Origin of the sequence: Shewanella inventionis, assembly GCF_019931735.1 — a bacterium.
In the GTDB taxonomy this organism is placed as follows: Bacteria; Pseudomonadota; Gammaproteobacteria; order Enterobacterales; family Shewanellaceae; genus Shewanella; species Shewanella inventionis.
This window is the reverse complement of sequence record NZ_CP082926.1, coordinates 4113505-4127775: the sequence shown is the minus strand read 5'-3', so window position 1 is coordinate 4127775 and position 14271 is coordinate 4113505. Positions and strand designations below refer to the sequence as shown.

At 43.8% G+C, this 14271-nt stretch carries 8 protein-coding genes; 4 read left to right on the top strand and 4 right to left on the bottom strand.

From position 1 onward, the window contains the following. Positions 1-83: 83 nt before the first annotated feature. Positions 84-2237: an FAD-dependent oxidoreductase gene (locus K8B83_RS18415; RefSeq protein WP_223418607.1), complete on the bottom strand. Its 2154-nt coding sequence runs from the start codon at positions 2235-2237 to the stop codon at positions 84-86. Positions 2238-2248: 11 nt separating this feature from the next. Next, positions 2249-4609 carry a TonB-dependent receptor gene (locus tag K8B83_RS18410; RefSeq protein WP_223418605.1) on the bottom strand — a complete coding sequence of 787 codons (2361 nt, stop codon included), beginning with the start codon at positions 4607-4609 and terminating at the stop codon, positions 2249-2251. 237 nt (positions 4610-4846) lie between these two features. Between K8B83_RS18410 and K8B83_RS18405 the strand changes: the two genes are divergently transcribed. Then, complete coding sequence (locus K8B83_RS18405; RefSeq protein WP_188741053.1) at positions 4847-5260, top strand: hypothetical protein; 414 nt, start codon at positions 4847-4849, stop codon at positions 5258-5260. Between the two features lie 269 nt (positions 5261-5529). After that, the gene (locus K8B83_RS18400; RefSeq protein WP_188741043.1) at positions 5530-6195 is read left to right on the top strand and encodes a flagellar brake protein; all 666 of its coding nucleotides are present in this window, start codon (positions 5530-5532) and stop codon (positions 6193-6195) included. 121 nt (positions 6196-6316) lie between these two features. On the opposite strand, the gene K8B83_RS18395 is transcribed toward K8B83_RS18400, so the two are convergent. Together K8B83_RS18395 and gltB are read right to left on the bottom strand one after the other, a co-directional pair. After that, positions 6317-7723 carry an FAD-dependent oxidoreductase gene (locus K8B83_RS18395; protein ID WP_188741044.1) on the bottom strand — a complete coding sequence of 469 codons (1407 nt, stop codon included), beginning with the start codon at positions 7721-7723 and terminating at the stop codon, positions 6317-6319. Between the two features lie 2 nt (positions 7724-7725). Then, positions 7726-12174 (bottom strand): glutamate synthase large subunit, encoded by a 4449-nt coding sequence (gene gltB / locus K8B83_RS18390; protein ID WP_188741045.1) that lies wholly within the window; start codon positions 12172-12174, stop codon positions 7726-7728. 520 nt (positions 12175-12694) lie between these two features. Between gltB and K8B83_RS18385 the strand changes: the two genes are divergently transcribed. Together K8B83_RS18385 and K8B83_RS18380 are read left to right on the top strand one after the other, a co-directional pair. Further along, entirely contained in the window at positions 12695-13660 is a 966-nt protein-coding gene (locus K8B83_RS18385) for a TIGR01212 family radical SAM protein (RefSeq protein WP_188741046.1), read from the top strand. 230 nt (positions 13661-13890) lie between these two features. Next, positions 13891-14256: an Hpt domain-containing protein gene (locus K8B83_RS18380; RefSeq protein WP_188741047.1), complete on the top strand. Its 366-nt coding sequence runs from the start codon at positions 13891-13893 to the stop codon at positions 14254-14256. The last annotated feature ends 15 nt before the right edge of the window (positions 14257-14271 follow it).

The window sequence follows — 14271 nt, the reverse complement described above, 5'->3', positions numbered from 1 at the left end:
TTTGCTATTGATTCACGCGTGTTTCATTTAATGACTGGCAGTTAACTTGGGTTAACTGCCACCATTTTATGCCTTTTAAAGCATTAACCACGGCGCCATGTATGGTATTTTTCTAACCAACGTAGCACTGTTGCTGGGGCATGGTTACGTTTCCATTCACCGGCAGCGTACTTGTTGCCTTCGGCCCATGTTGGGTAGCTGTGGATAGTACCTAAAATCTTGTTAAGCCCTAGGCCGTGTTTCATCGCTAATACAAATTCAGCTATTAAGTCACCAGCATGTTCTGACACCACGGTGACGCCTAAAATTTTATCTTTCCCCTTAGGCGTAATGACTTTAATAAAGCCTTCGGTCGCGCTGTCGGTAATCGCACGGTCAAGCTCGGCAAAATCAAAACGAGTCACTTCGTAATCAATACCTTGTTGCTTGGCTTCATATTCATTAATGCCCACGCGCGCCACTTCTGGATCGATAAAGGTGGTCCACGGGATAACGCGGTAGTCGACTTTAAACTTTTTCAAATGACCAAACAGCGCGTTGACTGCTGCGTACCAGCCTTGATGCGCGGCCACATGAGTAAATTGATATGGGCCAACAATGTCGCCTGCGGCATAAATATTAGGATACAAGGTTTCTAAATATTCATTGGTTTGAATGGTTCGGTTGGTTTCAATGCCTAATTCTTCTAGTCCGTAACCACTTAAGCGTGCACTACGACCGACGGCACATAAAAGCTGGTCGTACTCTAACGCTAGTTCTTGCTCTTGATGTTTAACGATAAGGTATTTTTTACCGTCTCGCAGTTCGCAGCGCAGCGCTTGGTGTGAGGTTAATATATTCACGCCACTGTTTTTCAAAGCTTGGGTAGCAAACTCAGACACTTCAACATCTTCTTTGATCATGATGCGCTCGGCCATTTCAACTTGAGTGACTTGTGAGCCTAAACGGGCAAAGCTTTGGGCAAGCTCAGAGCCAATTGGACCGCCGCCAAGTACCACTAATTTTTGTGGTGCAGTATCGAGTTTGGCAAACTCGTCCCATAAGGTGTCACTGGTGACGTAACCGACTTCTTCAATGCCCGGTAATGGCGGCACAAATGGTCGAGCGCCGGTGGCTATCACAATACTGCGCGCGGTTAAGCGAGTGGTGTTACCTTCTGAGTAGGTAATTTCGACTGTCCATGGGTCAATTAACTTGCCGTAACCTTTAACCACATCAACCCCTAAATTGGTGTAACGCTCAACACTGTCGTGTGGGGCTATATCGGCAACCACTTGATGTACACGGGCCATGACTTTTTTAAACGAAAACTCAGGGGTGCTGTCTTCTAGGCCGTAATGATGGGCATTACGGATTTGCTGGGCTATTTTGGCACTTTTAATAATGGCTTTACTGGGTACACAGCCATAGTTTAAACAGTCGCCGCCCATTTCACCGGCTTCAATTAAGGTCACCTTAGCTTTTACGGCAGCGGCAATATAACTGGTGACAAGACCACCAGCACCTGCACCAATCACAATCATATTTCGGTCAAATTTAGCGGGCTTTGTCCAGCTACTGTAAACGCGACGCTTTTTAATCATATTGACGATGGCTTTAGCAATAAGCGGGAATAAGCCTAATAGGGCAAATGACACAATTAGGTTGAACGATAAAATGTTAGACAGACTGTCGATTTGCGCTAATTGAGTCCCGGCATTGACGTAAACAAAGGTGCCTAAAAACATACCGACCTGGCTTACCCAATAGAAAGTCCACGATTTAAACGCCGTCACACCCATTAGCATGTTAATTAAAAAGAACGGGAAAATAGGCACTAAACGTAGAGTGAATAGATAAAAACCACCTTCTTTTTCAATCCCAGCATCAATGGCCGCTAAGCGCTCTGGAAAGCGCTGTTTAATGGAGTCGCGTAATAAGTAGCGCGACACCAAAAAGGCGAGTGTGGCACCAATGCTTGAGGCAAATGAAGCAATAATTAAGCCTTCGACGATGCCAAATAACGCACCTGAGGCAATGGTAAGTATCGCGGCGCCAGGTAAGGACAATGCAGTGACAGCCACATACAATGCAAAGAAGCCACCGATGACTAACAATGGTGACTCCTGGCGCAGTTGGCTAAATTGCGCCATTGAGCCTTTTAGGCCATCAAGCGTGAGTAGTTGGTTTAAATTAAAGTGGAAAAATAACCCCACCAGCGTTGCTGCAATCAGTAATAGAATAATTTTTTTCAACATGTTTTATCGCCTTAAAATGAATGCTGCAATGTCAGGGTGGCATTAATCGGTAGCTCAGGGTAAACCAAGGTAGAACCGAAATAACCGCCTTCAAATACTGGGCGCCAGTTCTTTTGGTCTGTGACGTTATTCACGTCAAGTCTTACGCTGGTTTGTTCGCTAAAGTCATAACGAGTATTGATATTGAGCGTGTATTGATCGCGAATATACACAGTCGCTAAATAGTCCAATGGATAACTCTTGGTAAATAGACCGGAGAAACCGGCTTGCCATTTCTCAGTAATGGCAATTCCGCCATTAATTGTGAGCGATTGTTCAGGTAAACCTTGTACACGGCTATTTGATGGCGCAAATGAGGCAAAATTGGGTGCGCCTATTCCGGTGCCTGCAATGATATCTGGACGTGAATTATCAAAGGCATCGGCGACTTGAACCGTATCCTGGCTACTGGCCGAATTATCATAACGAGCATCTAAATAACTGTAGCCCGCACTAAACCAATAAGGGTCGGCATCATAAAAGGCTTGGGCCTCAAAGCCTTTAGTGCGAATACCTGTGTTGCTGCCATCACGGTTTCGCAAACTGCGTTTTTGATCAAACACTGCTGCATCGACATACCAGGCACTATCGCTTGGCGAATATTTAATGCCCACTTCGGTTAAGGTGTTTTCGGTGGCAAAGTTTTGGCTGCTAATTTGGTTATTGGCGCCTAATGTGGTGCCACCCGCCATGCTGTTTGAGGTGGATTCGTTATAACTGGCACTGGCATAAGTGGTGATAAAGTCGCTCAGTTGATAGCTAATACTAATTTGCCCAGATTCGAGCATTTCATTAATTGAATCACTGGCGGCGGTTTGACCTTGGGGCGCTAAGGCATCTCGAGCCTCAACATCATAAAAGTCGGCACGATACCCTATGCTGGTCGATAATTTATCGGTCCATTGACTATTGTGTTGAATGGCTAAGCCTGTTTGCCAGCTGGTTGAGTCTGTGGTGTCTGATAATGAATAGTCGCCGTTGCCATCACCATCAATGTCGTATTGTGCCCCCGGTGACACAAACACCCCTGGGCGCAGTTCAACTAGCCTGGCTTGTTGTTCTGCAGTCAGTGGGATTCGGCGATTTTCAATTGGGCCTGTTAAATCGATAGGTAAATCGGCTTCGGTGGTAAATTGGCTGTAACCTAACACCTTGTTGTAGCGTATGTCGGCGGCAACAATAGTGTTTTGATCATTATTCCATTGATAGGCTAGCTCAACCCGGTTTTGTGCAGTGTCAGCGCCATCGATGATTTCAACAAAACTGTTTTGGGCTATTTCTTCACGTTCTAAGTGCTGATAGTAAGTGATATTTTTAAAGGTGGCTTTATCGCTTAACTCACGCATGTAGGTACTGTGAACGATAAACGTTTGCGCGTTATTGATGTTGTCAGGATCGGTCAGTACCTGGCTGCGATCTATTTTTACTAACCCTGTCGGCGACACAATGGCATTAGCGCCTGGTATGGTGCTGCCATTAGGTTGAACGCCTTGACCAGTCACATATAAACCATCATCAATTAGTGCTTGGGTTGGGCGGTTTATCCCAGCGTTGTCGGTAAAATCGACATCATAATATTCGACATTGATGTCCCAGGTGCTGGCATCGTCTGGTAATAGGCGAAATGCTGCAAAAATACTGTCGCTTTGAAAACCTGAGTAATCATAATAGCTGCCATTATCGATATGCTCGACACTTAACCGCACGCCACTTTGGTTTTCGACAATATCGGTTGCCACATCTAATTGAGCACGGTAATGATCCCAACTGCCGGCAGAGGCGGTAAGGTTGGTAAATTTGTCATTAGTGGGTGCTACTTTAGAGTGCACATTAACAAAGCCACCATTGCGTTGGCTGGTGCCCAGCAACACGGGAGGCGCACCTTTTACCACATCAATTTGCTCAATGGCGTTAAACGACATTGGGATCCCAAAGCCATTATTTCCTGCTTGGCGGCGCACACCATCTTGGTATAACTCACCTAACTGACCACGAATAGTTGGCAAGCTTGAGGCGCCAAAGCCGCTAGCCGAATAGCTATTAGGGCTGACTTTTTGAATGTCGGCCAAGTCGGTGATATTAAGCTGTTCAATCATTTCGCTGGTGATCGGGGTGACCGAGCGGGCAATATCTTTTAATGCAATACCATCACCAAATGGGCCATCAACGGTGCTGTTTTTAGGTGACAACCCTTTGTCGTTAATCGTTTTGCCTGACACATTGATTACTTCAATCGTTGAAGTGTCATCTGCGGCAAGGGTTAACGAAGAAAATAAGGCTAAGCCAACAGCCACGGCTGTTATGGAATAATTTGGGACACGGTAAATAGGCATAATATCTTCTGCATGTGATGAACTTGGCCTAAAAGACCCACTAACGATGGTATTTATTACAACAATCTTATGCCAAATAAAGTCAGTTTAGAATTAAATGGAATAAGTGGTTGTGCAACATAATTTTGTTTGGCTCGGTCAATTAGGCGCTGACTAACGCGTTAATCTGACAGGGTTAGTCTAGCTTATTAATCACTCAGCAGAATGAGTTTTATTTATATTTTTTAAGGAATTATGATGCAAACAACACTAAACAGCGACGTTCAAGGTAAATTGCAATGGTCGTTACTGTCTCTTCGTCTTGGCGTTTTTATCGTGATGCTTGTGTGGACTTTGGATAAATTTGTTAATCCTGGCCACAGCATTAAGATATTTGAGAAGTTTTACGGAATAGGCGGCGTGAGTGAAGTCGCTGCGTATATTATGGGTGGTTTGCAATTATTATTGGTGATTACCTTTGTGCTTGGGATTAAAAAACGCATCACTTACGGCGTGATTTTCTTAATGCATGGTGCTTCAACACTATCGGCATTTAATCAATATTTTGATGCATTTAATAACTTATTGTTTTTTGCAGCATGGCCAATGTGGGCGGCGTGTTTTGCCTTGTACTTGCTAAGAGAGCAAGACACTAAGTTTACGGTAAAGTAACCATCTAGCTATTTGTATTTCAGGCCAGCATTTGCTGGCCTGATGTGTTTTAGGGGCTTATTCCCAGCGATTTGACGCTATCCTATAAGCTTGTGCTACATACAATGCCAATTGCACATCGCTGAACAAAACAACTTTTGCTTAGAAAGAGTGATAAGCTATAAGAAGTACAATACGAAATCTGTTATCTTTATGTTAATGATGAAATTTTGGGTCAATAAATTGATGAAGCAGAGCATTATCACGCCCACTTACAGGGTGAAAATTTTATGATAAAAACACCAGTGAGCGAGTTGCTTGACGATTTGCGCTTAATTGATATTGGCATGGATTTGTTTGTTGAGATCCATTTTGCTAATGGTAAAAAAGTCCAATCTCGTTCGAGTTTGATTGGTTTTCAAATCAATCGTTTTATTTTGATTGAATTCCCTACCAAAGATTTTTCAGAAGCTTACCAGCATATGCTAGCTAATGCAGAAATTGTGGTAAGGGCCATGACAAACAGCGGTTTTAAAGACATTATTGCCTTTAAGTCGACTATTTTGTCTGTTGTTAATCTACCTGTGCGCATGCTGTGTTTGAGCGTGCCAAAATCGATTACTAAGAAAAAAGTTAGGGAGCAGTTGCGAGTCGATATTGAGCAAGATGTGTTTATTATGCACAACGACAATAAAATTATTGCAAAAATGCTCGATTTTTCTTTGACGGGTTGCTTTGTCACTTTAGCACCTAAATCGATGGCTCTTGAACAAGATGCTGAAATAGATGTGGCCATTTCTATCGATGAAAACTTGTCTGGTATTTTAACCGGAACCGCAGTTAAAGTGCAGCAGTTTGACACTGAGATGACGGTAGGCGTTAAGTTTTCAGATGAACACCCAGAATTAAAAAATAAACTGTTTAGCCACTTTTTAGTGAGCACAGCGAATAAATAATTACCGCGTTTAGGGCAAAAAAATGCGCATCATAAAGATGCGCTAAAATTCACAAGCAAACTCGGTACATTCTGTTCATTATTAGCCTGTAATCAATCACAGGCTATATTGGTTTATCTCATTAATCTAAGTAGTTTAAAATGCCCATAGCGGCATCACGACCTTCTGCAATAGCGGTTACGACTAGGTCAGAACCGCGCACCATATCACCGCCAGCAAACACTTTAGGGTTAGTGGTTTGGAATGGGTTATCGTCAACTTTAGTGGCTTTAACTAGGCCCCATTCGTTGGTTTCGATACCAAAGTCGCTAAACCAAGGTGCAGGGCTTGCTTGGAAGCCAAAGGCGATAATTAGCGCATCAGTTTCTAGCACTTGCTCACTGCCAGCAATCACTTCTGCACGTTGACGGCCACTTGCGTCTGCTTCGCCCATTTGGGTTTCCACACATTCAATACCTACCACTACACCGTTTTCAGCTTTAATGGCAACGGGTTGGCGGTTAAATAAGAAATTAACGCCTTCTTCACGTGCATTTTGCACTTCACGGCGCGAACCTGGCATGTTGGCTTCGTCACGACGGTATGCACAGGTTACGCTTTTAGCGCCCTGACGTACTGCTGTTCGCACGCAATCCATGGCAGTGTCACCACCGCCTAGTACCACTACGTTTTTGCCTTCAAGGCTTAAATAGGGCGTTGAATCGTCTTGTGTGCCCATTAAGTGGTGCGTGTTACCAATTAAGTATGGTAGTGCCTGAATAACACCTTGCGCATCTTCGTTGGGGAGTTTGGCTTTCATCGCGGTGTAAGTCCCCATGCCAAGGAACACAGCATCGTACTCATCTAACAAGCTTTGAAAGCTCACATCTTTACCAACGGTCACGCCCATTTTAAATTGAATGCCCATGCCTTCTAGCACAGAGCGGCGAGTCGCCATGACGTCTTTATCAAGTTTAAATGATGGAATGCCGTAGGTGAGTAAGCCACCAATTTGCGGGTATTTGTCGTACACCACGGCTTGTACGCCATTGCGAGCTAAAATATCCGCACAACCTAGCCCCGCAGGACCGGCTCCAACAATGGCCACACGCTCTTTACGCGGCGTGACTTTAGTCATATCTGGACGCCAGCCTTGAGATATAGCGGTATCGGTAATGTACTTTTCAACATTACCAATTGTCACGGCGCCAAAATCGTCATTTAGAGTACACGCACCTTCACATAATCGGTCTTGTGGGCATACTCGGCCGCATATTTCAGGCAGTGTGTTGGTTTCGTGAACCAAGTCTGCTGCTTCCATAATGCGACCTTGTTCAGCCAGTTTTAACCAGTTTGGAATGTAGTTATGCAGTGGGCATTTCCATTCACAATAAGGGTTACCACAGTCAAGACAACGATCGGCTTGCTGTTTTACTTCAGGTTGAGTAAATGGCTGATAAATTTCTATAAATTGTGTAGCACGTTTTTTTGCTTCATGTTTTACAGGGTCTATACGACCCACTTCAATAAATTGAAAGTCATTGCTCATGATTATCCTGCCTTTACAACTAATTCCGGACTCTTCTGCTCAATTTTCAGCAGGTCAGCAACGGCAATATTTTTTGGTTTAACGAGTACAAAACAATCTAACCAGTTTTCAAAGTCACTTAAAATCATATGGGCATGTTCGCTGCCTGTTTCTGCAAAGTGAGTTTCAATTAGGCTTTTTAAGTGTTGCTGGTGGATAGTTGACTCTACTTTTTGAGTATCAACCATTTCAGTGTTTACTCGGCGATTAAATCGGCCAAATTGGTCGAACACGTAAGCAAACCCACCAGTCATACCGGCACCGAAGTTCACCCCAGTTTTACCTAAAATGACCACGATACCGCCGGTCATGTATTCACAGCCGTTATCACCGACACCTTCAACAACTGCAATTGCGCCTGAGTTACGAACACCGAAACGTTCGCCTGCTTGACCTGCGGCAAATAATTTACCGCCGGTTGCACCATACAAACAGGTGTTACCCATAATCGCGCTGCGCTCGCTTTGGAATGGGCTGCCAATAGGTGGATGAATCACGATCTTACCGCCAGACATACCTTTGCCAACATAGTCGTTAGCGTCACCGCATAACTTAAGCTCGAGACCTGGGCTGTTCCACACACCAAAGCTCTGACCTGCACTGCCGTTAAAGCCAAGGCTTATTGTCTCTTTTGTGCCTTTTACACCCATTTTTGTAGCAATAAAACCAGACAATGCAGCGCCAACAGAGCGGTCGGTATTGTTGATTGGATATTGATACGAATAAGCTTCTCCAGCTTCAACAGCGGCAGCACAATCAGCAAGTAAGGTTTGGTTTAACTTGCCAGTATCTGACGGAGGATTGATTTCTTTCCAGGTCAATGCTGAGTTTGGTTTTACAGTTGGCTTATATAAAATAGGTGCTAAGTCTAAACCACGTTGCTTGTCAGTTTGGCCCTCAAGAGTGTGCAGCCATTCGCTGCGCCCTACAAGATCTTCAAACTTGGCGACACCTAGCGTTGCCATCCATTCGCGCACTTCCTGAGCCACAAACTCAAAGTAAGTCATTACGCGTTCTGGTAAGCCGTGATAGTGTTTTTCACGTAAGTTTTTATCTTGAGTTGCTACGCCTGTCGCACAGTTATTAAGGTGGCAAATACGAAGGTATTTACAGCCCAATGCGATCATTGGCACAGTACCAAAACCAAAGCTTTCAGCACCCAGTAGTGCCGCTTTAATCACATCAGTACCGGTTTTTAAACCGCCATCGACTTGTAAACGAATTTTATGACGAAGGCCATTTTCAACAAGTGACTGATGAACTTCGGCTAAACCAAGTTCCCACGGAGAACCGGCATATTTAACAGAGGTAATAGGGCTTGCACCAGTGCCGCCATCGTAACCTGAAATGGTGATCATATCTGCGTAGGCTTTTGCAACACCAGTAGCAATAGTGCCAACACCTGGCTCAGAAACCAGTTTTACCGACACAAGCGCTTTTGGATTAATCTGTTTTAAATCGAAAATAAGCTGGGCTAAATCTTCGATTGAGTAGATGTCGTGATGCGGTGGAGGCGAAATCAATGTTACCCCAGGGCGTGCATGACGCAGACCGGCAATCTCGACACTGACTTTATGACCTGGTAACTGACCACCTTCGCCAGGTTTAGCACCTTGAGCCACTTTAATTTGCAATACATCGGCATTAACAAGGTAATGGGCTGTTACGCCAAAGCGGCCAGATGCAATTTGTTTAATCGCTGAGTTACGCTCGCTGTTAAAGCGTTTTGCGTCTTCTCCACCTTCACCTGAGTTAGAGCGGCCGCCTAGGCGGTTCATTGCAACAGCTAAGGCTTCGTGAGCCTCTGGGCTTAATGCACCAATACTCATTGCCGCGCTGTCAAAACGTGGATACAGCGTTTGGGCTCCTTCAACCTGATTGATATCAATTACGTCAAGTTGTCCTTTGATCCCGATTAAATCACGTAGTGTCGCAACCGGACGGTCATCGACTAAACGAGCAAACTTTTTGTACTCGACATAGTCTTGATTTTTAAGTGATGCCTGTAATGTATTCACCACATCAGGGTTAAAGGCATGGTATTCACCACCTTCCACATATTTGAGCAATCCACCTTGCGGTAATGGTATGTGTGCTCGATAAGCTGCTGTGTGGAGAATTTTTTGATCGTTAGCGATGTGTTCAAAACTGACACCTTCAATACGACTGATCACGCCTTTAAAGCATAAATCAATCACATCACGAGCCAGACCAACGGCTTCAAATTGCTGACTACAACGGTAAGAACCTACGGTGCTGATGCCCATTTTAGACATGATTTTACGTAAGCCCTTTTCAATGCCATAACGGAAGTTAAGCATCAATGGGGTAACGTCTTCTATTTGGTGCAGTTTGGCCATTGATGAAATCGATTCATACGCTAGATATGGATAAATGGCAGTCGCACCAAAACCAAGTAACACAGCAAAATGATGTGGGTCACGTGCTGAGGCAGTTTCAACAATGATATTGGTGTCACAGCGTAAGCTTTTATCAACCAAGCGTGTTTGCACTGAACCTACAGCCATAGCAGCTGGGATCACCTGGGCATTTTGTGCCACAGCGCGATCAGACAGTACTAATAAGGTTGTGCCGCTGCGTGCTAGACGCTCAGCCTCATCGGTAATTCGATGTATGGCTTGCTCTAGGCTTTCGTTCACGTCGTAGTTTAAATCTACGGTATTCGCTCGATAGTTAGTGCTGTCTAATCCGAGTAATTGGTTAAAGTCACTGAACAGTAAGATCGGTGAGTTAAACATAACACGGTAGGCATTACCTGTGGTTTCGCTAAACAGGTTTTGCTCGCGACCTACGCAGGTTGCTAACGACATGACGTGTTTTTCACGTAATGGATCGATTGGTGGGTTAGTTACCTGGGCAAACTTTTGACGGAAATAGTCATACAACGAGCGTGACTTTTTAGACAATACAGCCATTGGTGTATCGTCACCCATTGAACCGACCGCTTCTTCGCCTTTGGTGGCTAGCACCCAAATCACTTGCTCTAGCTCTTCGCGAGTAAAGCCAAATTGCTTTTGGTATTGCAGTAAGGTTTTTGAATCAAATCCGCTTGCACCTAACTTAGCCGGTGGCATTTGTTCTGCTGGAATTAGCGTTTGGCTGTTTTTTGCCATCCATTCTTTGTAAGGATGACGGCGTTTTAAGTCATTGTCGATTTCGAATGACTGATATAAACGGCCGTTTACGGTATCTAAAACCAATAACTCACCAGGGCCTACGCGGCCCTTTTCAATCACTTCATCGGCGGCATAATCCCAAATGCCCACTTCTGAAGCTAAGGTTAAAATACGATCTTTAGTGATGACATAACGCGAAGGACGCAAGCCATTACGGTCAACGGCGCAGGCTGCATGACGGCCATTGGTCATTACGATACCCGCAGGGCCATCCCAGGGTTCCATGTGCATTGAGTTAAAGTCATAAAAGGCTTTAAGCTCGTCATCCATTTCTGGATTTGACTGCCATGCAGGTGGAATAAGCAAACGCATTGCACGGTATAAGTCCATACCACCTGATAATAACATTTCGAGCATGTTATCTAATGATGATGAGTCTGAGCCTGTTTCGTTCACAAATGGCGCGGCTTGTTGCAAATCGGGCAGCAGTGGAGAATTAAATTTGTATGCACGGGCACGCGCCCATTGACGGTTACCCGTAATGGTATTGATTTCACCGTTGTGAGCTAAGTAGCGAAACGGTTGTGCAAGTGGCCATTTTGGCGATGTATTTGTTGAAAAGCGCTGATGGAATAAACAAATTGCACTTTTTAAGCGAATGTCGGCAAGGTCAGTATAAAATGATGGCAAGTCTGCTGGCATCATTAGGCCTTTATAGACAATCACTTGGCCAGACAAACTGGCAACATAAAAATCTTTGTCGTCGGTAATTTGTTGCTCAAGACGGCGACGAGCCATATATAGGCGGCGCTCAAGATCTTTTTCACGCCATCCGACAGGCGCATTAATCAACACTTGATAAATTTGCGGTAAACTTGCTCGGCCAATCTCCCCCAGAACATCTGGATTAACCGGAACCTTACGCCAACCTGCAACACTCAGTGTTTCTCTTTGTAGTTCTTTTTCTAAGATAAATTTAGCTTCGTCAGCGCGTTGTTCGTCTTGGCTGAGAAATAGCATACCTACGGCAAACTTTCGGCTTAAATGCCAATCGTTTTCTGCGGCGATAGCTTCAAAGAACGCCGTTGGCATTTGCATTAATAAACCACAGCCATCACCTGTGCGTCCGTCAGCTGCAATACCACCACGATGCTTCATTCGATCGAGACCATGAATTGCGGTGCGCACAATGCGATGACTTGCGTCACCGTCCATTTGTGCTATTAACCCAAATCCGCAATTGTCACGCTCAAAACTGGGATGATACAAGCTCATACAAAAAACCCCCTAAACCTCTACTGGATACGACTCGGGGTAAATGTGAAACATTCCATAGATATGCACCCGAACCATTCAAATTAAACTGAGAATGCTTAAAGGTCAAACCAAAAAAATGCAACAAACTGAAATATAATTACCAAAAAAAGGTTATAAGCTACAAGATTGACGTTAACGTAAACTGTTGGTTTGTTGCTATAACATTATGAATAAAAAGAATTTTAGAAATTATTCAAACAAATGGTTACCTTTTTGCAACAATGCTTTAGAATTGTTTTTGAAATAAAAATAGTGAATTTTATTTCAAACACAGTAATTGGGTAAAAAATTATTCTAAATGAGTAAATATTCATTTTTGGTAATGTAGACAAGTGAGACATTGTTTAAAACGATTTTACCCAATGTTGGCCAGTTTGCAGCCTACTGGGCTTAATCGGTGTGTTTATTGATTTAGCACCAAGACAAGCGTTTAACTGCTACCTAAACTGACGCCTTTTGATTGAAGAGCGGAGGTTTTGTGGGTTTAGACGATTACGTTAATACTTTTGGCGCTTATTGCAAAGCACGATATGGTGAACGTGTTAAAAAACTGACTATAGATGCCCAATTTACTTGCCCAAATCGTGACGGCACTCTAGGTTTTGGCGGATGCACATTTTGTAATGTGGCCTCTTTTAATGCTCAGCTTGGGCAAACATCGTCGATAAGCGTGCAACTTTCCCAGGGTAAAGAGCGAGCTCATTCACGGGTTAAATGTGTTAATAAGTCGCTACCCGCTCCAGTGTCTTCAGATAAATACATTGCTTATTTTCAAGCCTACACCAGCACTTATGATGAATTTCATCACTTAAAACTAAAATACGACCTAGCAATAGAAGATAAGCAGATCGTGGGATTACATATTGGCACCCGCCCTGATTGTGTGCCAGATGCGGTACTCGATTTATTAGCTGAATATCAAAACAGTGGGTTAGATGTCTGGTTAGAACTTGGCTTACAAACCAGTAATAATCGCACGTTGAAAAAAATTAATCGTGGTCATCAATTGACAGAATATCGCCAAACGGTGATTGCGGCGAGATCGCGGGGAATTAAAGTCTGTACCCACCTCATTTTAGGTCTGCCCGGTGAAACATCCACTGATTATATGAATAGTTTGCAAACCGTGTTAGGCATAGGTGTGGATGGATTAAAGCTGCATCCTTTGCACATCGTTGAGGGGAGCACTATGGCCAAACAGTGGCGATATAAGGCCATGGATTTATTGACACTCGATGAATATGCTTCTGCCGCGGCAACCTTAATACGTAACACTCCAAGAGATATTATTTACCATAGGGTGACAGCTTATGCTCAAAAACCCATGTTACTTGCCCCCGATTGGTGTGCCTACCGTTGGGATGGATTGGTCGCCATTGTGGATGAGTTAAGAGAATATGGTGGTCAAGGCAGTGCGCTTAATTGGGTTAACAAAATCGCTTAATGTGAGCTTAGGATTGTTTTCTAAGTCTAACTTATTACTCATTTTGATTGAAAAACTCTCAAAATGAGCTTTTTTTAAACATTGGTAATGTCTGTGGTGTTGTGCTGTTAATGAGTTGTTATCAGTTCAAATAAAAGTGACGTGATTGGTTGGCAAGTCTTGCATAGGGCATTTTACTCGGTATTATGTTTGTAATTTTATAGAGTTAGATTTTTAATAGAGGTGCCTTAATGGCCACAACGCAGTTAGACTCAATATTGGATCTCAATACGCTCGAGCAGTATATCAGCGCAATTGGTGCTGGAACTTTATTAAAAAGCGTCGTGTTATTTGAACAGTTAATGCCGGAGTATGTCAGCAGCCTTGTTAAAGCTGATGATGCGAGCGATAAAGAAACCTTATGTGCCGAAGCGCACAAGTTTAAAGGTGCTGCAGGCTCTGTTGGTTTAAAGCGTATTCAACAATTTGCTCAGCTACTTCAACATAGCGAAGAAGCCAATTGGGACGATGAACATAAAACCTGGCTTAATCAAATTGTTGAGCACGCAGCTAAAGATTTACAACAGTTAAAAGAGTACCTAGAAGCCAAAGCTTAATGCGCTATTGTGCTT

Excerpts from the sequence above, each read along its gene's own strand:
- K8B83_RS18415 (WP_223418607.1), bottom strand. The coding sequence starts at position 2,237 with ATGTTGAAAAAAATTATTCTATTACTGATTGCAGCAACGCTGGTGGGG.
- K8B83_RS18410 (WP_223418605.1), bottom strand. The coding sequence starts at position 4,609 with ATGCCTATTTACCGTGTCCCAAATTATTCCATAACAGCCGTGGCTGTT.
- K8B83_RS18405 (WP_188741053.1), top strand. The coding sequence starts at position 4,847 with ATGCAAACAACACTAAACAGCGACGTTCAAGGTAAATTGCAATGGTCG.
- K8B83_RS18400 (WP_188741043.1), top strand. The coding sequence starts at position 5,530 with ATGATAAAAACACCAGTGAGCGAGTTGCTTGACGATTTGCGCTTAATT.
- K8B83_RS18395 (WP_188741044.1), bottom strand. The coding sequence starts at position 7,723 with ATGAGCAATGACTTTCAATTTATTGAAGTGGGTCGTATAGACCCTGTA.
- gltB (WP_188741045.1), bottom strand. The coding sequence starts at position 12,174 with ATGAGCTTGTATCATCCCAGTTTTGAGCGTGACAATTGCGGATTTGGG.
- K8B83_RS18380 (WP_188741047.1), top strand. The coding sequence starts at position 13,891 with ATGGCCACAACGCAGTTAGACTCAATATTGGATCTCAATACGCTCGAG.